We start from the raw sequence: 22,641 nt of genomic DNA on the forward strand, positions 1-22,641 counted from the left end.
CAATGGTGCCTACTATTTGTACGTGCTCGGTTGCGCGAGATCGGTGTAGCTCTTCTCGGTGTCCATTCAGGCACGGGGTGGCGTAGATGTTTCTTCGCCGGAAAAACATCGGTAAGGTAGGGGTCGGAATCCAAGACCCGCGAGGAGTAGTGATGAGCGAGGCGTTGTCCATCCACCATGACCAGGCTGGTCATCAGTTCGAGACCAATGTGGACGGTCATCGTGCCTACCTGACTTATATGGATCTGGGGAAGCAGACCCTGGATATCTATCGCACCTTTGTGCCCAACGCATTGCGTGGTCGTGGCATCGCGGCGGCGCTGACCGAACAGGCGCTGCAGTACGCCGAGGAAATGGGCTACACCGTCATTCCATCGTGCTCCTACGTCGAGCGCTACATGGAGCGTCACCAGCGGCATGCCGCCAAGCTGAGCCAGTAAGCTTGAAAAAAACGAACGCATAAAAAAAACGCCGGGTTCAGCCCGGCGTTTTTTTGTCTGCAGCCAATGGCGCGATCAGGTGCGATCGCGTTTAGGCAGCACATCCTTGAGCTTGGCGTGCATGCTGCGCAAGGTCGTTTCAGTGGCCGACCAGTCGATGCAGGCATCGGTGATCGAAACGCCATATTTCAGGTCGGCGAGGTCTTTCGGAATGGCCTGGCAACCCCAGTTCAGATGACTTTCGACCATCAGGCCAATGATCGACTTGTTGCCTTCGAGGATCTGGTTGGCGACGTTTTCCATCACCAGCGGTTGCAGGGCCGGGTCCTTGTTGGAGTTGGCGTGGCTGCAATCGACCATGATGTTCGGCTTGATCTTCGCTTTGTTCAGCGCCTGTTCGCAGAGGGCGACGCTGACCGAATCGTAGTTCGGCTTGCCGTTGCCACCGCGCAGGACCACGTGACCGTAGGCATTGCCCTTGGTGGTCACGATCGACACGCCACCTTCCTGGTTGATACCCAGGAAACGGTGCGGGCTGGAAACCGATTGCAAGGCGTTGATCGCCACGGTCAGGCCGCCATCGGTGCCGTTCTTGAAGCCGACGGCCGAGGACAGGCCGGAGGCCATTTCGCGGTGAGTCTGGGATTCTGTGGTGCGCGCGCCGATGGCCGACCAACTGATCAGGTCCTGCAAGTATTGCGGGGAGATCGGGTCGAGGGCTTCGGTGGCGGTAGGCAGGCCCATTTCGGCCAGGTCCAGCAGCAGTTGGCGACCAATGTGCAGACCGTCCTGGATCTTGAACGAGTCATCCAGGTACGGATCGTTGATCAGGCCTTTCCAGCCGACGGTGGTGCGTGGCTTCTCGAAATACACGCGCATGACCAGATACAGGGTATCGGACACTTCCGCGGCAAGTACCTTGAGGCGCTCGGCGTATTCGTGCGCTGCCTTGATGTCGTGGATCGAGCAAGGCCCGATGACCACGAACAGGCGATGGTCGGTGCCATCAAGAATATTGCGAATGACTTCGCGGCCCTTGGTGACGGTGCGCAGGGCGGCGTCGCTCAGGGGAATATCGCGCTTGAGCTGATCGGGGGTGATCAGAGTCTCGTTGGAGGCGACGTTTAGGTCGTTGATCGGTAAATCAGCCATCGTTTACTCGTCAGGTCACGGGTGCCGGCCGCCAGCGAACCCGCGCGGCGGAGCACAGCAAATTAAGCGCGTCGGGGAGCGGAACCTTAGCGCGTTACACCGTGGCTCGACAATGGGCAGGGGGCGGTTTAATCAAGCATTGATTGCGCAAATGCCCTGTGAACCGTGTCATCGGAGAACTCGTCGGCATGCTCCTGAACCCACTCGAGGGCCAGCGCCTGAACTTCCTGCAGGTCGTTGTGTGCGTCATGCTGGCGGCAGAGGCGCTCGATCTGGCATACCTGCTCGCCCATCCGGGCGCTGAACAAGGTCTGCTCGTCCACGAAGGCAATGCCCACCAGATAGCCATGTTTGCGTCGCAGGCACCAGGCCACGTAGCCTGAAATTCGCATGTCGGGGTTCAGGGTCGGCATGCGCACTTCCAGCGCCGTACCATGGCGCCAGGCGCGATGATAATTGCAAGCCATGCCCCCGAGGCTGGTAGTGTGCAATTGTTGCCGTGAAATACACTCAGGTGTCAGCAACGTTAATTCGACGGGCACTTCATCAGGATGAGGAATGAATCGTCCCATGAACACGGACTCCATGTGTCGGCCATCTGACAGTGTTTCCCCCAGTATAGTGGTCGAATTGGAACTGACCGATTTCGACGCCGACCAACGGCTGCTGACAATGAGCGGCGTATCGCTGGTCATTTTCACCAGCGTGGGCTGCTCCAGTTGTCGTTTTGCCCGTGAGCGATTGCCCTCTCTCGATCTGGCCGTCGATCGGCTGTGCTGGATCGACGCCGGGAACAATGGCGGGGTGGTTGAGCGTTATCAGGTCTTTCATTTGCCGGCGCTGTTTGTCGTGCGCGACGGTGAGTTCTTTGGAGCATTGAATTCGCGCCTGACGGGCAACGAGCTCAATCGAGCGGTGCGCAAGGCATTGAGTCGAACAGCAGAGGAGTTGCCATGATGGGGGCCGTTGCCAAGCCGACAATCGGCATTATCGGGACCGGTGCAATCGGCGGGTTCTACGGGGTGATGCTGGCGCGTGCCGGTTTCGATGTGCATTTCCTGCTGCGCAGCGAGTTTTCCGCAGTGGCCGAGCGTGGGCTGCACGTCGACAGTGCGCCCTACGGTGCCATGACGTTGAGTCCGGTTCAGGCTTATTCGACGGCCGAAGACATGCCGCCGTGCGACTGGCTGCTGGTCGGGACGAAAACCACCAGCAATGCGGACCTGGCCCCCGCCATTCTTCAAGCCGCAGCACCGAATGCCAAGGTATTGCTGCTGCAAAATGGCCTGGACGTCGAAGACAGCTTGCGTGAACGGCTTCCCGATTCGCTGCATGTGCTCGGTGGCCTCTGTTACATCTGCGTTCATCGCGAAGGTCCGGGCGTCATTACCCATCAGGCGCTCGGCGCGGTGCATATCGGCTTCCACAGCGGTCCCGCGACCGATGCGATGGCGCGTGCGGCGATTGTCGAGGAAGGTGTCGGACTGTTCCGTGCCGCCGGTATCGATTCCCAGGCGATGGCGAATCTGCATCAGGCGCGCTGGCAAAAACTGGTCTGGAATATTCCCTATAACGGTTTGTCGGTTTTACTGGGGGCGAGCACTACGCCGTTGATGGCCGATGCCGACAGTCGCGAGTTGATCAGGGCACTGATGGCCGAAGTGGTCCTGGGCGCCACCGCTTGCGGTCACGATATTCCGGCGGGCTATGCCGAACATTTGTTCATGGTCACCGAGAGAATGCCCGATTACTGGCCCAGCATGTATCACGACTTCCTGCACAAGCGCCCGCTGGAGCTGGCGGCCATTTACACCCGTCCGTTGGCGGCGGCCAAAGCGGCGGGGTGTGAGTTGCCGCGCATCGAGGCGTTGTATCGCAGTCTGAGTTTTATCGATCGACGCAACACCTGAGTCGATCAACCAATGGGGGAAGGGCATGCCAAAGGCAATTGACGACAAGCTGGTGCTGGCGATTTCCTCGCGAGCGTTGTTCGACCTGAGTGAAAGCCACAAGGTCTACCTGTCGAGTGGCGTCGAAGCTTACCGGCAGTATCAGATCGAACATGAGGACGAGATCCTCGAACCCGGCGATGCCTTCCCGCTGGTGCAAAAACTCCTCAATCTCAATGCCAGCCTCGGCCGTGCCCGGGTCGAGGTGGTCCTGGTGTCGCGCAACAGTGCCGACACCGGGCTGCGGGTGTTCAACTCGATCCATCACTATGGACTGGCGATTTCCCGCGCAGCGTTTGTCGGGGGGCGTAGTCCCTATCCGTACCTCAAGGCATTTGGTTGCGATTTGTTTCTGTCGACCCATGCCGAAGACGTGCGCAATGCGCTGGACGCCGGCTTCGCTGCGGCGACCATTCTGTCGGGAGGCGCCAGCCGAGCGGCCAGCGATGAATTGCGCATCGCCTTTGACGGTGATGCGGTGCTGTTTTCCGACGAGTCGGAGCGCGTCTATCAGGCCGGTGGTCTGGAAGCATTCCAGGCCAGCGAACGCGAGGCGGCCCGCGAGCCGTTGCGCGGTGGGCCGTTCAAAGGCTTCCTCGCCGCCCTCAATCTGTTGCAGCGCGAGTTCCCGGACGATGCCTGTCCTATCCGCACGGCCCTGGTGACGGCGCGGTCGGCGCCGGCCCATGAACGGGTGATCCGCACCTTGCGCGAATGGGATATTCGCCTGGACGAATCGCTGTTTCTCGGCGGCCTGACCAAGTCGGCCTTTCTCGAGGCCTTCGCCGCCGACGTGTTTTTCGACGATCAGGCCGGTCATTGCGAACTGGCCCGCGAAGTCGTCGCCACCGGTCATGTCCCCCATGGCATAAGCAACGAGCAAAAGGTTTAAGCCCGCCGATCAACGTGTTGCGCGGGGCGTCGAACTCGCCACGGCACTGCTAAGCTGATTCAAGTCTGCGCCATGTTGGCACTCGAGGAGGTCATATGATTCATTCGATGCTGTATGCCACTGACCTCGGCCTGTACGCACCGCTAGTGATGCAGCATGCCTTGGCATTGGCACGGACCTTCAATGCCGATCTCTACGTGGTGCACGCGGTTGAACCCATGGGGCTGTTCGCTGAGTCGGTGCTACAGAGTTACCTCGATGAGCAAGCGTTGAACGAATTTCACAGTCAGGGCCTGAACACGGTCATTGCCAATATCGAGCAGCGGGTGCTCGACAGTTTTCGTGAAGAGTTGGGGGGGGAGGGCGCACAGGATCTGGAGCTGATTCGTGCCGTGCGGGTGCTGCAGGGCGATCCGTCGCAGGTGATTCTCGACCAGGCGCAGAAACTCTCGGTGGATTTGTTGATCCTAGGTAGCCACAGCCATGGGGCTGGCGCGGAAACGCCGCTGGGGCGGACCGCGGCGCGCGTCCTGCAACTGTCCCGGGTGCCGGTCTATCTGGTGCCGCTGGTGGAGCGCCGTCGCCAGGGGGATCGCTAGAGCATCAATAGTGGCAGTTTGATAAAAAAGTTCTAGATTTATTCTTCAAACCATTAATATAGTTATATAACGTCGCTGATGCCCGTGGCGTCTATCTGCTTTGAGGGATTCATATGAAGCTTCAACAATTGCGCTACATCTGGGAAGTGGCGCACCACGACCTCAACGTTTCCGCTACCGCCCAAAGCCTGTACACCTCGCAACCGGGCATCAGTAAACAGATCCGACTGCTGGAAGACGAATTGGGCGTCGAGGTCTTCGCCCGCAGTGGCAAGCACCTGACCCGCGTGACCCCGGCTGGCGAGCGCATCATTACCACGGCTGGCGAGATTCTGCGCAAGGTCGAAAGCATCAAGCAGATCGCCCAGGAATTCTCCAACGAGAAGAAAGGCACCCTGTCGATCGCCACCACCCACACCCAGGCGCGTTATGCGTTGCCGCCGGTGATCAGCAATTTCATCAAGCAATACCCGGACGTGGCCCTGCACATGCACCAGGGTTCGCCGATGCAGATCGCCGAAATGGCCGCTGACGGAACCGTGGATTTCGCCATTGCCACCGAAGCGCTGGAGCTGTTTGGCGACCTGGTAATGATGCCGTGCTATCGCTGGAACCGTTGCGTGGTCGTGCCTCAGGGACACCCGCTGACCAAGCTGTCGAAGCTGACCCTCGAAGCCCTGGCCGAATACCCGATCGTGACTTACGTGTTTGGTTTCACCGGCCGTTCGAAGCTCGACGAAGCCTTCAGCCATCGTGGCCTGACGCCGAAAGTGGTGTTCACCGCGGCCGACGCCGACGTGATCAAGACCTATGTCCGCCTCGGGCTGGGCGTGGGCATCGTGGCGAAAATGGCGGTCGACACCAAACTCGACAGCGACCTGGTGGTCCTCGACGCCAGCGAGCTGTTCGAATCCAGCATCACCAAGATTGGGTTCCGTCGCGGCACTTTCCTGCGTGGCTTCATGTGCGATTTCATCGAGAAGTTCGCTCCGCACCTGACTCGCGAAGTCATGGCCAAGGCCATCCAGTGCCACAACAAGCAGGAGCTGGAAGAGCTGTTCGACGGCGTCGAACTGCCGGTCCATTGATCAGTGGGCGCCGCTAGACCACTTCGGTGACAGCAAACTGTTGCCGGGTACCCGCCACCAGAATCTCCACTTCATCGCCCTCGAACTTGCCCAGCAGGCTTTTGCCCAGCGGCGAGCGCGGGGTGATGACCGTGATCAGTTGCCCCACCAGATCGACCTTCAGGCCTGCCGCATCAGGTGCCAGAAACAGCCATTGCTCGCGCCCCTTTTCGTCTTCAAGGCCGAGCAGTGCGCCGACCTCGATCCCGCGCTGCTCATCATAGGGGCGCAGTATCAGGTTCTGGCAAAGTGCCAGTGACTGCCTGATTTCCTCGACCCGTTTGGCCTGGCCGGCGGCCAGATAGGACGCCTCCAGTCCCAGCGTGTCGTACTTGTTCTCGGCGATGTTTTCTTCGTGGGTCGCAGTTTCGTAAGCGGTCTGCGCGGCGCGTTCCGCGATGTCGAGATCAATGCGCAACTTGTCGAGAATCAGTTGGTGGACAGTTTGTTTGTTCATGGTCAATCGCAGAATTGCAAAACGTTGGCGCGACTTTTTTCGCTCGGTGCGGTGTGGTCCTGTTGCAGCCAGAACTGGCACTTGGGATTCGACAGGTTGCGACTGCTGCTGCGAGCCTGATCGAGCCGTTGTGCTTGTTCGTTCTTGCGCAGGTTCTCTTCGTATTGCTCGAACAGCGGGCTCTGTGGCGGAATTTCCGGCACCGGTTGTGCCGCAGCAGGCGGGTTTGCCAGTTGCTGCACGGCCTGGGCCACGGGCGCCAATTGCTCGTTGAACAAAAAGCGTGAAGCGAGCCAGCAGGTCAGCGCGATGGCAATGAATCCCAGCCACAAACCGAGGGCGATGCTGCCGCTCAATTGCAGGGTGTTCAGCTGGATCGGCAAAGGGCGGCGCGGGTTGGGGCGGTAGGGCATGGCTGCCTCCTGGCGGTGGTCGCGGGCGAGTGGCGATTGTCGCACGAAGATTAATCGCCGTCGGCTCTTCTGCGCGGGGTAATTTATGCGGACAATCGGGGCTTTTGCCAACGGGAGCCTGGAATGCCTGAAATGAAACCCCGCTGGGATATTTTTTGCACCGTCGTCGACAACTTCGGCGACATCGGCGTGACCTGGCGCCTGGCCCGGCAACTGGTTGCCGAGCATTCGCAGGCGGTGCGGTTGTGGGTCGATGATCTGCGCGCCTTCGAGCGCCTCTGCCCGGACATCGACATCCACGCCTCGCAGCAATGGCAGCAAGGTGTTGAGGTGCGGCAGTGGATGGCCGACTGGCAGCCCACAGAAGCCGCCGATGTGGTGATCGCCGCGTTCGCCTGCCAGTTGCCGGGTGCCTACATGGAGGCGATGGCCGAACGGGAAAAAACGCCGCTGTGGATGAACCTCGATTATTTGAGCGCCGAGGACTGGATCGTCGGCTGTCATGGCTTGCCGTCGGTGAAGTACAAGCAGGTGCAGAAGTTCTTTTTCTTCCCCGGGTTCCACAAGGGCACCGGTGGCTTGCTGCGTGAAAGCGATCTTCTTGAGCGGCGTGAGCAATTTCAACAGAGTCCGGCAGCGCAGCGACTTTTCCTTCAAGGGCTGGGGATCGATCGCGCACCCGGCGCGCAACTGATCTCGCTGTTCGCCTACGAAAATACCGGCCTGGCCAGTTGGCTCGATGCGCTGGCTGGCGACGTGACGCCCACGCATCTGTTGGTGCCGGAAGGGCGGATTCTCGGCGATGTCGAGCGTTGGCTCGGTGTGCAAGGGCTGGCGGCGGGTGCCGTGCATGTACGCGACGCCTTGACTGTGCAAGTGCTGCCGTTCGTCCGGCAGGACCAATACGACCCGTTGCTGTGGAGCTGCGATTTCAACGCCGTGCGCGGTGAGGACTCGTTTGTCCGCGCGCAGTGGGCGGGCCGACCGATGCTCTGGCACATCTATCAGCAGGACGAAGATATCCATCTGGACAAGCTGGAAGCCTTCCTCGCGCTCTATGTGAAGGGCCTTTCCGGGCCGGCTGGCGAGGCGATCAGCGGTCTCTGGCGGGCGTGGAACGCCGGTGAAATAATGACCGACCACTGGCAATCGACCCGCAAACACTGGCCAGAGCTGGAAAAACACGCCCAGGCGTGGTGTCTGGAACAAGCCTTGCAGGCTGATCTTGCCACGGCGCTGGTACAGTTTTATGTAAATTGGATATGATACGCGGCCTAGATTTTTGTAAATCCCATCCAAATTCGGATATTCGCAATGAAAACTGGTAAAGAACTCAAACCCGGTACCGTGATCCGTATCGACAACGATCCTTGGCTGGTTCAGAAAGCTGAATTCACCAAGTCGGGTCGTAACAGCGCGATCATGAAGACCAAGCTGAAAAACCTGCTGACCGGTTACAAGACCGAGACCGTTTACAGCGCCGACGACAAACTGGACGACGTGATCCTCGACCGCAAAGAAGCGACCCTGTCCTTCATCAGCGGCGACTCCTACACGTTCATGGACACCACCGACTACACCATGTACGAGCTGAACGCTGAAGACATCGAAAGCGTACTGCCGTTCATCGAAGAAGGCATGACCGACGTTTGCGAAGCCGTGTTCTTCGAAGGCCGTCTGGTTTCCGTAGAGCTGCCGACCACAATCGTGCGTCAGGTTGACTACACCGAAGGTTCCGCTCGCGGTGACACTTCCGGCAAGGTGATGAAGCCTGCCAAACTGAAGAACGGTACCGAGCTGTCGGTTGCTGACTTCATCGAAATCGGCGACATGATCGAGATCGATACCCGCGAAGGCGGTTCCTACAAAGGCCGTGCCAAATAAGCACAGCTTCAGGAATGAAAAAGCCCGACCATTGAGTCGGGCTTTTTTGTGTCTGCAGTTTAAGGCTCAACGCTAACCCATGTGGGAGCGAGCCTGCTCGCTCCCACTGGTTTTTTATTTCAGGTGCTCTTTGAGTTCTTGCGAAGCCTGCAACATCGCCGAACGCACCGCTGGCACCTGACTGACCACGTTAAGCAAACCGTAGTCGTGGATCATGCCGTTGTAACGAACCGAGGTCACCGGCACGCCGGCTTCGTCGAGTTTGTGCGCATAGGCTTCGCCTTCATCGCGCAGTACATCGGCGCTGGCGGTCTGCACCAGGGCGGGTGGCAGGCCCTTGAGTTGCGCAGTGGTGGCCCGCAGCGGCGAGGCGTAGATCTCGTTACGTTGATTCGCGTCGGTGGTGTAGTTGTCCCAGAACCACTTCATCATGTTTTTGCTGAGGAAGTGCCCCTCGGCGAACTGGTTGTACGAGCCCGTCTCGAAGTTGGCGTCGGTCACCGGCCACAGCAGCACCTGGAACTTGATCGCCGGTGTGCCCTTGTCTTTGGCCATCAGTGCGACCACGGCCGCCATGTTGCCGCCGACGCTATTGCCGGCCACGGCCAGGCGTTTGCCGTCGACATGGATCTCTTTACCGTGCTCGGCCACCCACTGGGTTGCGGCGTAAGCCTGGTTGATCGCCACCGGATAATGCGCTTCCGGTGACGGGGTGTAGTTGACGAACACCGCCGCCGCACCCGAACCGACAACCAGGTCACGCACCAGTCGTTCGTGGGTCGGGAAGTCACCCAGTACCCAGCCACCACCGTGGAAGAACATGAACACCGGCAGCTCGCCCTTGACCCCGGCCGGCCGGACGATGGTCAGGCTCAGCGGCTGGCCGTCGACCTGAATCGTCTTCTGGCTGACATCGGCTTTTGGCAGCGTCAGCTTCACCCCGGCCTGCGCACCCACCAATACGGCGCGTGCTTCGGCAGGTGTCATTTGCTCCATCGGTTTGCCGGTGCCGGCATTGAGCACATCGAGGAATGCCTGGGTGTTGTGTTCAACGTCACCGGCAAATGCGCTCTGGATGGACAGGGCGAGAAGGGTACCGGTCAAGACTTTGCTGAAAGTGTTCATGTTCATTTCCTGTTCGGGCCTGGGCAATCAGCGGTTAGACGGTGACGTGCAGACGCACATCAACGTTGCCGCGGGTGGCGTTGGAGTACGGGCAGACTTGGTGGGCCGCGTCGACCAGGGATTGCGCGTCGGCTTGTTCAAGGCCCGGCAGGCTGATGTGCAGGTCGATGTCCAGACCGAAGCCACCGGGGATCTGACCGATACCGACGTGGGCGGTGATCGATGCGTCGTTCGGGATGCTGCGTTTGGTCTGGCTGGCGACGAATTTCAGAGCGCCGATGAAGCAGGCGGAGTAGCCGGCTGCAAACAGTTGCTCAGGGTTGGTGGCTGCGCCGCCGGCACCGCCGAGTTCTTTCGGGGTGGCGAGTTTGACGTCGAGGATGTTGTCGCTGGAAACCGCACGACCGTCACGGCCACCGGTGGAAGTTGCGATTGCGGTGTAGAGAGTTTGCATGGTGAAAGCCTCGTTCGGGTTGTTTTGTATGCGCTAAATATTTGCGCGCTAAGTAAGTGCGAAATGAATGTATCGCGCCAATATTTAGCGCGCAAGATAAATTTCTAAGAAAAATCTATTCAGAGATCGCGTCGATGCGACCGAATTGGCTGGAAGGCTTGATTTAGAGGCGCGGGAGGGGAAAGGCGGGGTCGCAAAAAAATTTATGCGGCCGGGATTTCAAATACGCAGGCGATTCTTGTGGGAGCCGGGCAAGCCCCGCTCCCACAGGATTCAGGTTTCCACAAACGGGTGATGCTGCTTTAAATCAGGCTTTCTTGCAGGTGATGACGCAACGCTTGCAGCTCCGCTTGCAGTGTCTGCAGTCGCTCCAGCGTCATGCCGCTTGCGCCGAGGATGCATTGGGGGATGTCACGGGCCTGGTCGCGCAAGGCGCGGCCCTTGGCGGTGAGTTCGACGATCACCACGCGCTCATCTTCACGGCTGCGGGTGCGACTGAGCAGACCTTCGGCCTCCAGGCGTTTGAGCAGCGGCGTGAGCGAGCCAGGATCGGTCAGCAAGCGTGCGCTGATTTCGCCTACGGTCAAACCGTCCTGTTCCCACAGCACCAACATCGCCAGGTACTGCGGATAGGTCAGGCCCAACGCCTGCAACAGAGGCTTGTAGACCTTGGTCATCATCAGCGAAGTGGAGTGAAGGGCGAAGCAGGCCTGATTGTCCAGCAGCAGGTCGTCGCAGGTATCCGGGGTGTCGCGCTCGGTGGTCATGTCAAAGCCTTGATCAGTGATCTTCAGAATCTAGCGGGCGAATCTTTAATGCGCCAGACAATTCTCGACTAGTGGCGGCCCAAGTGGGTTTGCAGCACCAGGTCCCACGGCGGTATCGGGCTGAAACGGCTTTTCAGGTATTCCAGCAGCAAGCGGCTGCGGGAATTGGGTTGTTGTTCCAGGCGCAAGGCATAGATTCCGGAGCTCTCGGGTTTCGGCAGACCGTTTTCGCAGAACAATGGCAACAGTTCGCCGCGCAGCAGGTATTCACTGGCCAGCCAGGTTGGCAAATGTGCGATACCCAATCCGGCCAGTGCGCCGCAGACCAGCGCCTCGGCATTGTTGGCGCTCATGCGCACCCGCGAAGGGCGGTGCAATTGCATTTGACCGTCTCGCTCGAATCGCCAGGCGAAGGGGGGAGCCAGGCCATCCCAATCGAGGCCGTCATGATCAATCAGCTGAGCCGGATCGGTGGGTACGCCCCGGCGCTGCAAATAGTCGGGACTGGCGCAGGCGATGCGCATCATGCTCGCCAGCGGCGTGGCCACCAGCCGGGTGTCGGCCATCAGCCCGGCGCGCAGTACCAGATCGACCTTGCCCAGGTTCAAGCCCTGCATGTCGACAAAACTGTCAATCAGATGCAGTTGCACATCGAGGCCGGGGTAAAGCATCAAAAAATCGGCGATCACCGGCGCCAGATGCCGACGACCGAACGCGGCCGGCGCATCGACCCGAATCAGACCTTCCGGCGCGCTGCTGAGGGACACGGCTTCCGCCCTGGCCAGGCGTAACTCAGCGACGATCCGCCGTGCGCGCTCTGCAAAAGCCAGCCCCGCCGGCGTGGCGCGCACCGCGTGGGTGCTGCGAATGAATAACTGACTGCCGACGGCGCTTTCCAGGCTATCGATGCGCCGGGCCACCGCCGAAGGCGTCAGCGGATGACGGCGGGATGCCGCCGAAAAGCTGCCGGTTTCCAGCACGTCCAGGAACAGGCCCAGTTGATCGGTCAATTGATTGGGATTCATGCGTGGTCAATGCCTGTGCGAAATTGGCATAGCCATTGTGCGTTGCTGTGCGTTTCCGAGCCAGACCCAACTGCGTAGGATGAACCGCTTCACCTAAAGGGAAAAACTGCTGTGATTGAGTTTCTGATGTATCTGGTTTTCGGCGCAGCCCTGGGAACTCTTGGCGGGATTTTCGGCATCGGCGGAGGCTTGATTGCCATTCCCTTGCTGGGTGTGTTGTGCGGTCTGGATCAGCAGATTGCCCAAGGGACGGCGTTGGTCATGGTCGTGCCGAATGTGATGCTGGCACTGTGGCGTTACCACCAACGCAACCGCATTGAGTTGCGCCACGCGTTGCCGCTGGCTTCGATGGGGTTCTGTTTCGCCTGGATCGGTTCGATCTGGGCCGTGGGCATTGATGCGCAAACCATGCGGATCGGCTTTGTCGCGTTTCTGGTCGCTCTGTCGGCCTACAACCTGGTGCGCATGTTCACCGCCAGCGCGCCGGCCTCGGCGCAGATGAATTATTCATGGCCCTGGCTGGGTGTGCTCGGCGCGGCGTCCGGGACCATGGGCGGGTTGTTTGGCGTGGGCGGGGCGGTCGTGGCCACGCCGGTATTGACCAGTCTGTTCGGTACGACTCAAGTGGTGGCGCAGGGCTTGTCGCTGGCGCTGGCACTGCCCAGCACGGGCGTCACGCTGGTCACCTATGCCGTACACCATCAGGTGCACTGGATGATTGGCGTGCCACTGGCGCTCGGTGGCCTGATGAGCATCAGTTGGGGGGTGAGGATCGCCCATGCCATGCCCGAGCGGTTGCTGCGCGGATTGTTCTGTGGCTTCCTGGTGTGCTGCGCGGTGATGCTCGCCTTTAAGGTTTGAAGCCTTCGACGATGTGCTCGGCCAGGCATTCGGTAATCGGGGACGGGTTGTGCAGGTTGCGCACCAGCATGATGCTGGCCTCGGGCAGGATCGGCAGGTCTTCGGCCTCACCGAGGATGCGCATGTCCGCCGTGATCAAGCTTTCCAGTTGCGCAGTCACTGCCAGGCCGGCGCTGACCACCGCCATGATCGCCGACAAGCTATCGCTGTTGTACGCCACGCGATAATCGCGGCCCATGGCATCGAGGGCATTGCAGGCCCACAGGCGGCAGAAGCAGTCACTGTTGAACATCGCCAGCGGCAACGGGGTTTGTTCGTGGGCACTGAAACACTGGGCTTCGGCCCAGACGAAGCGTTCCTTGCGCAGTAGCTGACCGATTTCACTACCCGGTTCGCGGGTCACGATAGACAAGTCGAGGTCCTGGCGCATCAGCAATTGCTTGGACGACTCGCAGTGCACTTCGATCTGGATCAGCGGATAGGACTGGGCAAACCGGCGCAGAATCCCCGGCAGAAAACGCATCACATAGTCGTCCGGTGTACCGATCCGTACGGTGCCGACCATGTGCGGTTCGCGCAAGGTGTTGAAGACTTCGCTGTGCAGCTTGAGGATGCGCCGGGCATACCCGAGCAATACCTGGCCTTCCGCCGTCAGCCGAACCTGCCGGCCGTCGCGCTGGAACAGCTGGCGCTGCAATACATCTTCTTCCAGCCGCTTCATCTGCATGCTCACGGCCGACTGGGTGCGGTTGACCAATTCTCCCGCACGGGTAAAGCCGCCCTGGTCGGCGATGGCGACGAAGGTGCGCAGTACTTCGGTGTCGATACTCGGGTAGGCGGACATTCATCAATCTCCGAGATATGTGACATCAGAAACATTCGTTGGATTGATCTTAGTCCCGGCGCGAGACTGGAGCTATCCAAACGGAGGGCAACAAGATGAAAGGTCAACATGAATACCCAGCGGTAGAAAAACACTCGATCCACTTGGTATCCGATCTGCTGCACAAATTCAGTCGCTGGTACGAACTGCACAAGGAACGCGAACTGCTGGCGAGCCTGAGTGATGAAGCGCTGAAAGACATCGGCATGAGCCGTGCGGATGTCGAGTTCGAGTCGGTCAAGCCGTTCTGGAATGACCCGATGCATAAATGATGAGTGCCACGCTACACAAACCACTTACCGGTGAGGTAGGTTGCGAGCAGACAAGGAGATGCTCATGCCCGCAACGTTGTCCTTTACCCTCAAACAGGCTGGGCGTCTGGCGCTGGCCGCCCAAGGGTTCAACGGGCGTCAGCCGCCAGCGACGATCAAGCCGTTTCAGCTCAACCGCCTGATCGAACGACTGGGCATTCTGCAGATCGACTCGGTCAATGCCTTGGTGCGTTCGCACTACCTTCCGCTGTTTTCCCGCCTTGGAAACTACCCTTGCGATGTGCTCGACCAGGCTGCCTGGAGTCAGGGCCGGCGTCGAACATTGTTCGAATACTGGGGCCACGAGGCCTCTTTACTGCCCCTGTTGATGTACCCGTTGATGCGCTGGCGCATGCAGCGAGCGAGTCGTGGCGAAGACATTTATCAACAGCTGGCTCGCTTTGGTCGTGAGCAGCAGGACGTCATTCGCCGGGTGCTGGCCTCCGTCGAGGCGCAGGGCGCGCTGGGGGCCGGCAGTCTGTCGACCCGCCAGGAGCGGGCGGGCCCATGGTGGGACTGGAGTGCGGAAAAGCATGCACTGGAATGGTTGTTCGCCACCGGTGAAGTGACCGTGGCCGGCCGGCGTGGGTTCGAACGGCTTTATGATTTGCCGGAGCGGGTGATCCCCTCGGCGATTCTTGCGCAGCCACGGGTTGATGAGGCACAAGCCCAGCGCGGATTGCTGTTGCATGCCATGACGGCGTTGGGCGTCGGCACGGAAAAGGATCTGCGCGACTACTTTCGCCTGAATCCCGCTGACAGCCGTCCACGTCTTGCGGAGTTGGTCGAGGCCGGTGAATTGCTCACCTGCGAAGTCCAGGGCTGGCGCCAGTTGGCCTATTGCCTGCCGGAGCCCAAGGTGCCGCGCAAGGTCGAGGCCAGTGCCTTGCTTTCACCTTTTGATTCACTGATCTGGGAACGCAGTCGTACCGAACGCCTTCTCGACTTTCGCTATCGGCTGGAGATCTATACGCCGCAGGACAAGCGGGTCTACGGCTATTACGTCTTGCCGTTCCTGCACAACGAGCGGATTGCCGCGCGGGTTGATCTGCGCGCCGAACGGGCGGTCGGTCGATTGGCAGTGCACGCGGTGCATGAGGAACAACCGGGGCTGGACGACGAAGGGATGCTGGCGTTGGCGGCCAATCTGCGACAGATGGCGGATTGGTTGGGGCTGGCGCAGGTTCAGTTGAATTGCCCGCGGGCGAGTGCGGACAGGTTGCGGGTGGCATTGGCCAGCATTTGCGGGGTTTGATCTGAGGGCATCGCTGGCAAGCCAGCTCCTACAGATGTTGCGTCGTGCACATTATTGCCCAACGACGTAATTCCTGTGGGAGCTGGCTTGCCAGCGATGGGGGGCGATGCGAGTTAGCGCCGAACCTGCTTCAACGTCTCGGCAATCAAAAACGCCAATTCCAGCGACTGATCGGCATTCATCCGCGGGTCGCAATGGGTGTGGTATCGATCCGACAACCCATCTTCGGTAATCGGCCGCGCGCCGCCTATGCATTCAGTGACGTTCTGCCCGGTCATCTCGATGTGGATGCCGCCGGCGTAGCTGCCCTCGGCTTCGTGAACCTGGAAGAACTGCTTCACCTCGCCAAGAATCTGCGCGAAGTCACGGGTCTTGTAGCCGCTGCTGGCCTTGATGGTGTTGCCGTGCATCGGGTCGCAACTCCACAGCACTTGCTTGCCTTCACGCTGTACGGCGCGGATGAGCTGCGGCAAGTGATCGCCGACCTTGTTCGCGCCCATGCGCGCGATCAGGTTCAGGCGGCCTGGATCATTGTCCGGGTTGAGCACGTCGATCAGGCGAATCAGGTCTTCAGGGTTCATGCTCGGGCCGACCTTGACCCCGATCGGGTTGTTCACCCCGCGCAGGAACTCGACATGGGCACCGTCGAGCTGACGGGTGCGATCGCCGATCCACAGCATGTGCGCCGAGCAGTCGTAGTAGTCGTTGGTCAGGCTGTCGCGACGAACGAAGGCTTCTTCGTAGTTCAGCAGCAGCGCTTCGTGCGCGGTAAAGAAACTGGTCTCGCGCAGTTGCGGCGAACTGTCCATGCCGCAGGCGCGCATGAAGGCCAGGGTTTCATCGATGCGGTCGGCCAGGTGGCTGTATTTTTCCGCCAGGGCCGAGTTGGCGATGAAGTCCAGGTTCCACTTGTGTACCTGATGCAGATCGGCAAACCCGCCCTGGGCGAAGGCGCGCAGCAGGTTCAGGGTGGCTGTGGACTGGTGGTAGGACTGCAGCAGGCGCTCCGGGTCCGGTACGCGGCTTTTTTCATCGAAACCGATGCCGTTGACGATGTCGCCACGGTAGGCGGGCAGGGTCACGCCGTCGATGGTTTCGTCGTTGGCCGAGCGCGGCTTGGCGAATTGCCCGGCCATGCGCCCGACTTTGACCACCGGGCAGCCGGCGGCAAAGGTCATGACAATCGCCATTTGCAGCAGCACCTTGAAGGTGTCGCGGATTTTCGCGGCGGAGAACTCGGCGAAGCTTTCGGCGCAGTCGCCGCCCTGCAACAGAAACGCCCGGCCCTGGGTCACTTCGGCAAACTGACGGCGCAACTCCCGGGCTTCACCGGCAAACACCAGCGGCGGGTAGCTGGCCAGTGTTTGCTCGACTTGCAGCAAATGCGCCGCGTCGGGGTATTGGGGTTGTTGCTGGATCGGCAGGGCGCGCCAGCTGTCAGGGCTCCAGGGTTGGCTCATCGCAGTCTCTAATGTTTTACGCTCGGACAGCTATGTTATCAGCAATTAGTGCGTGACCTGTTCCCGTCGCTTCGCGGACAATCGCGCCTTTGCCGCAGCCTGTTCGCGGTGTTATTGCGTTGCCGGGTCCGGTGACGATCAGGAGACGAAATGACTGAGGAGCGCGTCGAGCATCTGCTCGCCGAGGTGCAGGACGAATTTGGCGTGATTCGCGTGCTGGAAGTGGCCGATTACCGCTTTCTCGAATTCGGTGATGCCATCGAACAAAGCTGCGTCTTCACGGCCGATCCGAGCTGGCTCGAGTACGACTACACCAGGGCGATGCTGATTGGTGCGCTGTGCCACGAGCAGCCGGAAAGTGCATTGTTTCTGGGCCTCGGTGCCGGGACGCTGACCCAGGCGTGCCTCAAGTTCCTGCCGCTGGAGGATGTCGAAGCCATCGAGCTGCGCCCTGACGTGCCGCGCCTGGCCATCGAATACCTCGGGCTGGATGACGATCCGCGTCTGTACATTCGCGTGGGTGATGCGCTGGAGTTGCTCGACACTGCCGAGCCTGCGGACCTGATTTTTGTCGACCTGTATACCGATGTCGGTCCCGGAGTCGGGCACCTGGCCTGGTCTTTCCTGGAAAACTGCCAGAAACGCCTGAATCCGGGCGGCTGGCTGGTGATCAATCAATGGGCTACCGATGATGGCAAGCCATTGGGTGCCGCGTTGCTGCGCGGGCTCTACCACCGGCATTACTGGGAATTGCCGGTGAAGGAGGGCAATGTGATCCTGATCGTGCCTTCGGAGCTGGATCAGCAACTGGACATGGACGGCCTGATCGCTCGGGCCGAAGGGCTGGCGCCACGGTTGGGGTATTCGTTGCAGTCGTTGATCAAGGCAATTCGGCCGGCGAGCTGATTTGTTGCTCGACCGGACCTCATCGTGGGCTTGCCTGCGATGAGGCCATGGAGGCCAACACACATTTCACATGCCTTTGAAGACTCCGGGCCGCCGCTCCACCAGCGACCGCACACCCTCCCGGGCATCCTCGCTGCTCATCAGCTTCTTCACCAGCGCCGGCAACCCTTGCGCGGCCACCGTTTCCCCTTCATAACGCGCCTGCCGGGCCGACATCAACGTCGCCTGAACTCCGAGTGGCGCCTGCCGGGCAATTCGCTCGGCCAACTCGATTGCCCGTGGCAGCAAATCCTCGCTGGCCATGACTTCCTGCACCAGCCCCAGATGCAAGGCATCATGGGCATCGAACTCATCCCCGGTCAGCATCCAGCGCATCGCGTTCCCCCAGCCGGCGACTTGATGCAGGCGCAGGGTGGCGCCCCCGAAGGGGAAAATGCCGCGCTGCACTTCCATTTGCGCAAAACGGGTATTGCTGGCGCACAGGTTGATATCGGCGGCCAGCATCAACTCGATGCCGATCGTCAGGCAGTAGCCCTGCGCGGCGACAATCACCGGTTTGTTGACCCTCGGACCGGCGAACACGCCCCATGGATCACAGCCGCCGGGCGGTGCCTGCCAGCCTTCCGTCAACGTGGCGCTGGCATTGACCAGGTCCAGTCCGGCGGTGAAATGCTCGCCATGACCGAAGACCACCGCCACCCGCGCTTCGCTGTCAGCCTCGAACTCGCCGTACGCCAGGCTCAATTCGTTGAGCAGGTCGAGATCGAAGGCGTTGCGTTTGGCGACCCGATCCAGGCCGATCATCAGGACATGACCACGTTTTTCGCGGCTCACGCGGCTGGTGTTGAGCTCTTTCATGGTGCATTTCCTCGGGCGGGAAGGGCAGTCAGACCGACGGTCTGCCTGTTCAAGATGAACCGTTTTAGCGCCATCGCCCGCAGGGCCGGGCCTTTGAAAAATAGACGCTCGCATGATTATCCGCAAAGCCTGTGACACAACGCCGTACGCAGGAGTTTTGCGATAAAAAAAGCTCCCTTTTTCAGCAAATTCCGGTATAGTGCGCGCCGGCCTTTAGCCGGGCCGCGTTTAGGTAGAGCAATTCCCCGAAGTCAGCTTCGGCTGCACGTCCGCATCGCGGACTCTTCCTTGACGATTCTTTTCATTCATTCGTTTTCGCAAATCCCCGCCGACAAAGCTGCCAGGGCGACTCTTGAGTCTCAACACGGCATGCGCAGCTTTGGAGCATGGGTCTTTGCGGATGCACTTAGAGGCAGACCCATGACCCAGGAAATCGGCGGCTTCGCCGCTCTTGAACTTCATCCCAATATTGTCGCTGCAGTAGTCGCTACCGGCTATGAAGAGCCTTCGGCCATTCAGCAGCAGTCGATCCCGATCATCCTCGCCGGTCACGATATGATTGGTCAGGCGCAAACCGGTACCGGTAAAACCGCTGCCTTTGCCCTGCCTATCCTGCACCGCATTGATCCGTCCAAGCGCGAGCCGCAAGCTCTGATCCTGGCCCCAACTCGTGAGTTGGCGCTACAAGTTGCAACCGCTTTCGAAACCTACGCCAAGCAAATGCCGGGCGTGACTGTTGTGGCTGTCTACGGCGGCGCGCCGATGGGCCCACAATTGAAAGCAATCCGTAATGGCGCACAGATCGTTGTCGCCACTCCGGGCCGTCTGTGCGACCACCTGCGTCGCGACGAAAAAGTACTGGCCACCGTGAACCACCTGGTTCTCGACGAAGCCGACGAAATGCTCAAACTGGGCTTCATGGACGACCTGGAAGTTATCTTCAAGGCCATGCCGGAAACCCGTCAGACCGTATTGTTCTCGGCCACCTTGCCACAATCGATCCGTGCCATCGCTGAGCGCCACCTGCGCGATCCGAAGCACGTGAAGATCCAGAGCAAGACCCAGACCGTTACCGCGATCGAACAGGCTCACCTGTTGGTTCACGCTGACCAGAAGACCTCGGCTGTATTGAGCCTGCTGGAAGTGGAAGATTTCGACGCGCTGATCATGTTCGTGCGTACTAAGCAAGCGACCCTGGACCTGGCCAGCGCCCTGGAAGCCAAAGGCTACAAAGCCGCTGCGCTGAACGGTGACATTGCCCAGAACCAGCGTGAGCGCGTGATCGACTCCCTCAAGGATGGCCGTCTGGACATCGTTGTGGCGACCGACGTTGCTGCTCGTGGCCTGGACGTTCCGCGCATCACTCACGTGTTCAACGTTGACATGCCGTACGATCCAGAGTCCTACGTTCACCGTATCGGCCGCACCGGCCGTGCCGGTCGCGAAGGTCGTGCACTGTTGCTGGTGACGCCACGTGAGCGCCGCATGCTGCAGGTCATCGAGCGTGTCACCGGTCAGAAAGTTGCTGAAGTTCGCCTGCCGGACGCTCAAGCCGTTCTGGATGCGCGCATCAAGAAACTGACCAACAGCCTGTCGCCGCTGGTGGCTGAAGCTGAATCGACCCATGGTGAACTGCTGGATCGCCTGACTGCCGATATCGGTTGCAGCCCGCGTGCCCTGGCCGCAGCCCTGCTGCGCAAGGCTACCAACGGTCAAGCGCTGAACCTGGCCGCTATCGAGAAAGAGCGTCCACTGGTGCCGAACAACGCACCGCGTGGCGATCGTCCAGAGCGTTCCGGTGATCGTCCTGAGCGTGGTGACCGCGAGCGTCGCGCACCAATGCCTCTGGCCGAAGGTCGTGCTCGTTGCCGTACCGCGCTGGGCGCGCGTGATGGCATCGCTGCCAAGAACCTGCTGGGCGCCATCCTCAATGAAGGTGGCCTGGCTCGTGAAGCCATCGGTCGCATCCAGGTGCGTGACAGCTTCAGCCTCGTTGAGCTGCCGGAAGATGGCCTGGAGCGTCTGCTGACCAAGCTGAAGGACACTCGCGTTGCCGGTAAGCAGTTGAAGCTGCGTCGCTACCGCGAAGATTGATCCGCTTTCGGGCTGATTGATCGCACATAAAAAATCCCCGACTGGCTCGGGGATTTTTTTTGTCCGGATGGCGGGGCGACTTGGTGTGCCGGTCAGCCGAAACGATAGATGTCCATGCCCAGTGCCCCCATGGTGAATCCTTGGTGGGCGATGCTGAAATCCCCCCCGGCCGCGCGGGCAAAGTACAGCGGCAGCAGGTGTTCATCGCTGGGATGATTGCGCACGGCATTGGGTGCCAGTTGGCGATAATCGTTCAGGGCCGCTTCGTCGTTGGCCGCAAGCTTCTCGACCATCCAGTCCCGGAACGCCTGTGCCCACGGCTCCACGCTCTCAGGGCCGGCATGCCAATCCAGTTCCCGCAGGTTATGGGTGATGCTGCCAGAGCCGATCAGCAGTACGCCGTGCTGGCGCAGGCTGTTCAGCGCCTGTCCGACGTGGGCCTGCAGGGCAGGACCGCCACGGGTTGGCAGTGAAACCTGAACAATCGGGATGTCCGCCTGCGGATACATCAGTGACAACGGAACCCAGACACCATGATCGAAAGGTCGGTTGGAATCGATGCGGGCGGGAAGATTACTGGCCTTCAACAGTTCGACGACCTCGGCTGCCAGCTGTGGATCGCCGGGTGCCGGGTACTCGACTTCAAACAAGGCTTTAGGGAAACCGCCGAAATCATGCCAGGTATCAGGTCGTGGATTGCCGCTGACCAACAGTTCATTGCTTTCCCAGTGCGCGGAAACAATCACGATGGCTTTGGGTTTCGGCAGCTCGGCCGCCAGGCGAGCCAGGGCAGGCCCGCTGGCGCCGGGTTCCAGGGCGAGCATCGGGGAACCATGGGATATGTACAGGCTGGGGAACATGAACGAGCTCCGGAGAGTTAAGATGGCACCATCTTCAGTCAGATCATTGATCTAAATCTAATATAAGTTTTAGGGTGTTTTGATCGAATTTTTGGGGTTACTTATGCAGCCGGAGTTTTGGCACAAGAAGTGGGCGTCGAATCAGATCGGCTTTCACTTGCCGCAAGTGAATCCTTATCTTCAACGGTTCTGGCCAGCGTTGGGCCTGGAAGTGGGCAGTCGCGTTCTGGTGCCCTTGTGTGGGAAGAGTCTGGATGTGTTGTGGCTCGCTCATCAGGGGCACGAGGTTCTGGGCGTCGAACTATCGGAAAAAGCCATCGAGGACTTTTTCAGCGAGCATCACTTTGACCCCGCGGTGAGCGAGCAGGGGCCGTTCAAGGTTTATCGCGCAGGCTCCATCGAGCTTTGGTGCGGTGACTTCTTCGAGCTGACAGCTGGCGATGTGGCTGATTGCTCTGCGCTTTATGACCGGGCCGCATTGATTGCGCTACCGCCATCAATGCGCGAGCAATATGCCACGCATTTGAAGCGGATCCTGCCCAAGGATTGCCATGGGCTTTTGATCACCCTCGATTATGACCAGGCTCAAATGGACGGCCCACCGTTTGCCGTGCTGGATGACGAAGTGCAGCGATTATTTGGCCAGGCATGGTCGCTAAAAATCCTGGAAGATCAGGATGTGCTGAGCGAGAGCGGGAAATTTCTGGAGGCGGGGGTTACCCGGCTTGAGGAGCGGGTGTATAGGGTGTCCACCCGGTAATCCGAAGAACTAAAAAAAGGCCCGCATCACTGCGTAATGCTGTTCACTTAAGCGGAGCAGCCTTACGGTCCACCGGAAATCGGGTTTTTGAAATTTTCACCGTCCTTGG

Annotated in this window: 25 protein-coding genes and 1 pseudogene; 14 read left to right on the top strand and 12 right to left on the bottom strand. The window is 59.9% G+C overall.

Annotation, left to right across the window (positions count from 1 at the left end; translation table 11 throughout):
• Window positions 1-152: 152 nt before the first annotated feature.
• Window positions 153-440: a GNAT family N-acetyltransferase gene (locus JQF37_RS25720; RefSeq protein ID WP_020800382.1), complete on the top strand. Its 288-nt coding sequence runs from the start codon at window positions 153-155 to the stop codon at window positions 438-440.
• Between the two features lie 75 nt (window positions 441-515).
• Here the strand turns inward: JQF37_RS25720 and JQF37_RS25725 are convergent, their stop codons facing one another.
• Both JQF37_RS25725 and JQF37_RS25730 read right to left on the bottom strand, forming a co-directional pair.
• A complete protein-coding gene (locus JQF37_RS25725) occupies window positions 516-1,592 on the bottom strand; it encodes a 3-deoxy-7-phosphoheptulonate synthase (protein WP_130210851.1) in 1,077 nt (358 codons plus the stop codon).
• 128 nt (window positions 1,593-1,720) lie between these two features.
• Window positions 1,721-2,164 carry a PilZ domain-containing protein gene (locus JQF37_RS25730; RefSeq protein WP_130210850.1) on the bottom strand — a complete coding sequence of 148 codons (444 nt, stop codon included), beginning with the start codon at window positions 2,162-2,164 and terminating at the stop codon, window positions 1,721-1,723.
• Between JQF37_RS25730 and JQF37_RS25735 the strand changes: the two genes are divergently transcribed.
• From JQF37_RS25735 to cysB, 5 genes are all read left to right on the top strand, one after another.
• Window positions 2,163-2,549 (top strand): thioredoxin family protein, encoded by a 387-nt coding sequence (locus JQF37_RS25735; RefSeq protein WP_130210849.1) that lies wholly within the window; start codon window positions 2,163-2,165, stop codon window positions 2,547-2,549. The two genes, JQF37_RS25730 and JQF37_RS25735, sit on opposite strands and share 2 nt — an antisense overlap.
• A complete protein-coding gene (locus JQF37_RS25740) occupies window positions 2,546-3,502 on the top strand; it encodes a putative 2-dehydropantoate 2-reductase (protein ID WP_204149817.1) in 957 nt (318 codons plus the stop codon). Before JQF37_RS25735 ends, JQF37_RS25740 begins: the two co-directional genes overlap by 4 nt.
• A 25-nt stretch (window positions 3,503-3,527) precedes the next feature.
• The gene (locus tag JQF37_RS25745; protein WP_204149818.1) at window positions 3,528-4,433 is read left to right on the top strand and encodes a 5'-nucleotidase; all 906 of its coding nucleotides are present in this window, start codon (window positions 3,528-3,530) and stop codon (window positions 4,431-4,433) included.
• A gap of 95 nt (window positions 4,434-4,528) precedes the next feature.
• A complete protein-coding gene (locus tag JQF37_RS25750; protein WP_047527168.1) occupies window positions 4,529-5,032 on the top strand; it encodes a universal stress protein in 504 nt (167 codons plus the stop codon).
• A gap of 113 nt (window positions 5,033-5,145) precedes the next feature.
• A complete protein-coding gene (gene cysB, locus JQF37_RS25755; protein ID WP_007899921.1) occupies window positions 5,146-6,120 on the top strand; it encodes an HTH-type transcriptional regulator CysB in 975 nt (324 codons plus the stop codon).
• 13 nt (window positions 6,121-6,133) lie between these two features.
• On the opposite strand, the gene JQF37_RS25760 is transcribed toward cysB, so the two are convergent.
• Window positions 6,134-6,616, bottom strand: coding sequence for a GreA/GreB family elongation factor (locus JQF37_RS25760; protein ID WP_130210846.1), 483 nt, complete (start codon window positions 6,614-6,616; stop codon window positions 6,134-6,136).
• A 2-nt stretch (window positions 6,617-6,618) separates the two neighbouring features.
• A complete protein-coding gene (locus tag JQF37_RS25765) occupies window positions 6,619-7,029 on the bottom strand; it encodes a hypothetical protein (RefSeq protein WP_130210844.1) in 411 nt (136 codons plus the stop codon).
• A gap of 123 nt (window positions 7,030-7,152) precedes the next feature.
• Here JQF37_RS25765 and earP point away from each other — a divergent pair, with 123 nt between their 5' ends.
• Both earP and efp read left to right on the top strand, forming a co-directional pair.
• Window positions 7,153-8,295, top strand: coding sequence for an elongation factor P maturation arginine rhamnosyltransferase EarP (earP, locus tag JQF37_RS25770; RefSeq protein ID WP_130210843.1), 1,143 nt, complete (start codon window positions 7,153-7,155; stop codon window positions 8,293-8,295).
• A 48-nt stretch (window positions 8,296-8,343) separates the two neighbouring features.
• On the top strand, window positions 8,344-8,913 hold the full coding sequence (gene efp / locus JQF37_RS25775; protein ID WP_008057003.1) for an elongation factor P: 570 nt from the start codon (window positions 8,344-8,346) through the stop codon (window positions 8,911-8,913).
• A gap of 114 nt (window positions 8,914-9,027) precedes the next feature.
• Here the strand turns inward: efp and JQF37_RS25780 are convergent, their stop codons facing one another.
• The 4 genes from JQF37_RS25780 to JQF37_RS25795 all read right to left on the bottom strand — a co-directional run bounded on the left by JQF37_RS25780 (window position 9,028) and on the right by JQF37_RS25795 (window position 12,284).
• Window positions 9,028-10,038 (bottom strand): alpha/beta hydrolase, encoded by a 1,011-nt coding sequence (locus JQF37_RS25780; RefSeq protein ID WP_130211503.1) that lies wholly within the window; start codon window positions 10,036-10,038, stop codon window positions 9,028-9,030.
• A 34-nt stretch (window positions 10,039-10,072) separates the two neighbouring features.
• The gene (locus JQF37_RS25785; RefSeq protein WP_047527178.1) at window positions 10,073-10,492 is read right to left on the bottom strand and encodes an organic hydroperoxide resistance protein; all 420 of its coding nucleotides are present in this window, start codon (window positions 10,490-10,492) and stop codon (window positions 10,073-10,075) included.
• Window positions 10,493-10,794: 302 nt separating this feature from the next.
• Window positions 10,795-11,259, bottom strand: coding sequence for a MarR family transcriptional regulator (locus tag JQF37_RS25790; protein ID WP_130211504.1), 465 nt, complete (start codon window positions 11,257-11,259; stop codon window positions 10,795-10,797).
• A 68-nt stretch (window positions 11,260-11,327) separates the two neighbouring features.
• Window positions 11,328-12,284, bottom strand: a complete 957-nt coding sequence (locus JQF37_RS25795; protein WP_130211505.1) for a LysR family transcriptional regulator — start codon at window positions 12,282-12,284, stop codon at window positions 11,328-11,330.
• A 111-nt stretch (window positions 12,285-12,395) separates the two neighbouring features.
• Between JQF37_RS25795 and JQF37_RS25800 the strand changes: the two genes are divergently transcribed.
• Window positions 12,396-13,145, top strand: coding sequence for a sulfite exporter TauE/SafE family protein (locus JQF37_RS25800; RefSeq protein ID WP_130211506.1), 750 nt, complete (start codon window positions 12,396-12,398; stop codon window positions 13,143-13,145).
• Here the strand turns inward: JQF37_RS25800 and JQF37_RS25805 are convergent.
• Entirely contained in the window at window positions 13,135-13,989 is an 855-nt protein-coding gene (locus tag JQF37_RS25805) for a LysR substrate-binding domain-containing protein (RefSeq protein WP_130211507.1), read from the bottom strand. The genes JQF37_RS25800 and JQF37_RS25805 overlap by 11 nt on opposite strands.
• 95 nt (window positions 13,990-14,084) lie before the next feature.
• Here JQF37_RS25805 and JQF37_RS25810 point away from each other — a divergent pair, with 95 nt between their 5' ends.
• Together JQF37_RS25810 and JQF37_RS25815 are read left to right on the top strand one after the other, a co-directional pair.
• On the top strand, window positions 14,085-14,300 hold the full coding sequence (locus JQF37_RS25810; protein ID WP_090318083.1) for a DUF1127 domain-containing protein: 216 nt from the start codon (window positions 14,085-14,087) through the stop codon (window positions 14,298-14,300).
• 64 nt (window positions 14,301-14,364) lie between these two features.
• On the top strand, window positions 14,365-15,594 hold the full coding sequence (locus JQF37_RS25815) for a winged helix-turn-helix domain-containing protein (protein ID WP_130211508.1): 1,230 nt from the start codon (window positions 14,365-14,367) through the stop codon (window positions 15,592-15,594).
• 113 nt (window positions 15,595-15,707) lie between these two features.
• On the opposite strand, the gene JQF37_RS25820 is transcribed toward JQF37_RS25815, so the two are convergent.
• Window positions 15,708-17,054: a 3-deoxy-7-phosphoheptulonate synthase class II gene (locus tag JQF37_RS25820; RefSeq protein ID WP_090318089.1), complete on the bottom strand. Its 1,347-nt coding sequence runs from the start codon at window positions 17,052-17,054 to the stop codon at window positions 15,708-15,710.
• 150 nt (window positions 17,055-17,204) lie between these two features.
• Between JQF37_RS25820 and JQF37_RS25825 the strand changes: the two genes are divergently transcribed.
• Complete coding sequence (locus tag JQF37_RS25825) at window positions 17,205-17,960, top strand: spermidine synthase (protein ID WP_130211509.1); 756 nt, start codon at window positions 17,205-17,207, stop codon at window positions 17,958-17,960.
• Window positions 17,961-18,026: 66 nt separating this feature from the next.
• On the opposite strand, the gene JQF37_RS25830 is transcribed toward JQF37_RS25825, so the two are convergent.
• Entirely contained in the window at window positions 18,027-18,818 is a 792-nt protein-coding gene (locus JQF37_RS25830) for a crotonase/enoyl-CoA hydratase family protein (RefSeq protein ID WP_130211510.1), read from the bottom strand.
• Between the two features lie 386 nt (window positions 18,819-19,204).
• Between JQF37_RS25830 and JQF37_RS25835 the strand changes: the two are divergent.
• Window positions 19,205-20,912 (top strand): annotated as a pseudogene (locus JQF37_RS25835) (DEAD/DEAH box helicase).
• Between the two features lie 92 nt (window positions 20,913-21,004).
• Here JQF37_RS25835 and JQF37_RS25840 read toward each other — a convergent pair.
• Window positions 21,005-21,772: a class III extradiol ring-cleavage dioxygenase gene (locus tag JQF37_RS25840; RefSeq protein ID WP_130211512.1), complete on the bottom strand. Its 768-nt coding sequence runs from the start codon at window positions 21,770-21,772 to the stop codon at window positions 21,005-21,007.
• A gap of 103 nt (window positions 21,773-21,875) precedes the next feature.
• Here JQF37_RS25840 and JQF37_RS25845 point away from each other — a divergent pair, with 103 nt between their 5' ends.
• On the top strand, window positions 21,876-22,532 hold the full coding sequence (locus tag JQF37_RS25845) for a thiopurine S-methyltransferase (RefSeq protein ID WP_130211513.1): 657 nt from the start codon (window positions 21,876-21,878) through the stop codon (window positions 22,530-22,532).
• The last annotated feature ends 109 nt before the right edge of the window (window positions 22,533-22,641 follow it).

The organism is Pseudomonas sp. MIL9 (assembly GCF_016887925.1).
In the GTDB taxonomy this organism is placed as follows: domain Bacteria; phylum Pseudomonadota; class Gammaproteobacteria; order Pseudomonadales; family Pseudomonadaceae; genus Aquipseudomonas; species Aquipseudomonas mohnii.

Coding starts and splice junctions, on each gene's coding strand:
- JQF37_RS25720 (WP_020800382.1), top strand. CDS start 153: ATGAGCGAGGCGTTGTCCATCCACCATGACCAGGCTGGTCATCAGTTC.
- JQF37_RS25725 (WP_130210851.1), bottom strand. CDS start 1,592: ATGGCTGATTTACCGATCAACGACCTAAACGTCGCCTCCAACGAGACT.
- JQF37_RS25735 (WP_130210849.1), top strand. CDS start 2,163: ATGAACACGGACTCCATGTGTCGGCCATCTGACAGTGTTTCCCCCAGT.
- JQF37_RS25730 (WP_130210850.1), bottom strand. CDS start 2,164: ATGGGACGATTCATTCCTCATCCTGATGAAGTGCCCGTCGAATTAACG.
- JQF37_RS25740 (WP_204149817.1), top strand. CDS start 2,546: ATGATGGGGGCCGTTGCCAAGCCGACAATCGGCATTATCGGGACCGGT.
- JQF37_RS25745 (WP_204149818.1), top strand. CDS start 3,528: ATGCCAAAGGCAATTGACGACAAGCTGGTGCTGGCGATTTCCTCGCGA.
- JQF37_RS25750 (WP_047527168.1), top strand. CDS start 4,529: ATGATTCATTCGATGCTGTATGCCACTGACCTCGGCCTGTACGCACCG.
- cysB (WP_007899921.1), top strand. CDS start 5,146: ATGAAGCTTCAACAATTGCGCTACATCTGGGAAGTGGCGCACCACGAC.
- JQF37_RS25760 (WP_130210846.1), bottom strand. CDS start 6,616: ATGAACAAACAAACTGTCCACCAACTGATTCTCGACAAGTTGCGCATT.
- JQF37_RS25765 (WP_130210844.1), bottom strand. CDS start 7,029: ATGCCCTACCGCCCCAACCCGCGCCGCCCTTTGCCGATCCAGCTGAAC.
- earP (WP_130210843.1), top strand. CDS start 7,153: ATGCCTGAAATGAAACCCCGCTGGGATATTTTTTGCACCGTCGTCGAC.
- efp (WP_008057003.1), top strand. CDS start 8,344: ATGAAAACTGGTAAAGAACTCAAACCCGGTACCGTGATCCGTATCGAC.
- JQF37_RS25780 (WP_130211503.1), bottom strand. CDS start 10,038: ATGAACACTTTCAGCAAAGTCTTGACCGGTACCCTTCTCGCCCTGTCC.
- JQF37_RS25785 (WP_047527178.1), bottom strand. CDS start 10,492: ATGCAAACTCTCTACACCGCAATCGCAACTTCCACCGGTGGCCGTGAC.
- JQF37_RS25790 (WP_130211504.1), bottom strand. CDS start 11,259: ATGACCACCGAGCGCGACACCCCGGATACCTGCGACGACCTGCTGCTG.
- JQF37_RS25795 (WP_130211505.1), bottom strand. CDS start 12,284: ATGAATCCCAATCAATTGACCGATCAACTGGGCCTGTTCCTGGACGTG.
- JQF37_RS25805 (WP_130211507.1), bottom strand. CDS start 13,989: ATGTCCGCCTACCCGAGTATCGACACCGAAGTACTGCGCACCTTCGTC.
- JQF37_RS25810 (WP_090318083.1), top strand. CDS start 14,085: ATGAAAGGTCAACATGAATACCCAGCGGTAGAAAAACACTCGATCCAC.
- JQF37_RS25815 (WP_130211508.1), top strand. CDS start 14,365: ATGCCCGCAACGTTGTCCTTTACCCTCAAACAGGCTGGGCGTCTGGCG.
- JQF37_RS25820 (WP_090318089.1), bottom strand. CDS start 17,054: ATGAGCCAACCCTGGAGCCCTGACAGCTGGCGCGCCCTGCCGATCCAG.
- JQF37_RS25825 (WP_130211509.1), top strand. CDS start 17,205: ATGACTGAGGAGCGCGTCGAGCATCTGCTCGCCGAGGTGCAGGACGAA.
- JQF37_RS25830 (WP_130211510.1), bottom strand. CDS start 18,818: ATGAAAGAGCTCAACACCAGCCGCGTGAGCCGCGAAAAACGTGGTCAT.
- JQF37_RS25840 (WP_130211512.1), bottom strand. CDS start 21,772: ATGTTCCCCAGCCTGTACATATCCCATGGTTCCCCGATGCTCGCCCTG.
- JQF37_RS25845 (WP_130211513.1), top strand. CDS start 21,876: ATGCAGCCGGAGTTTTGGCACAAGAAGTGGGCGTCGAATCAGATCGGC.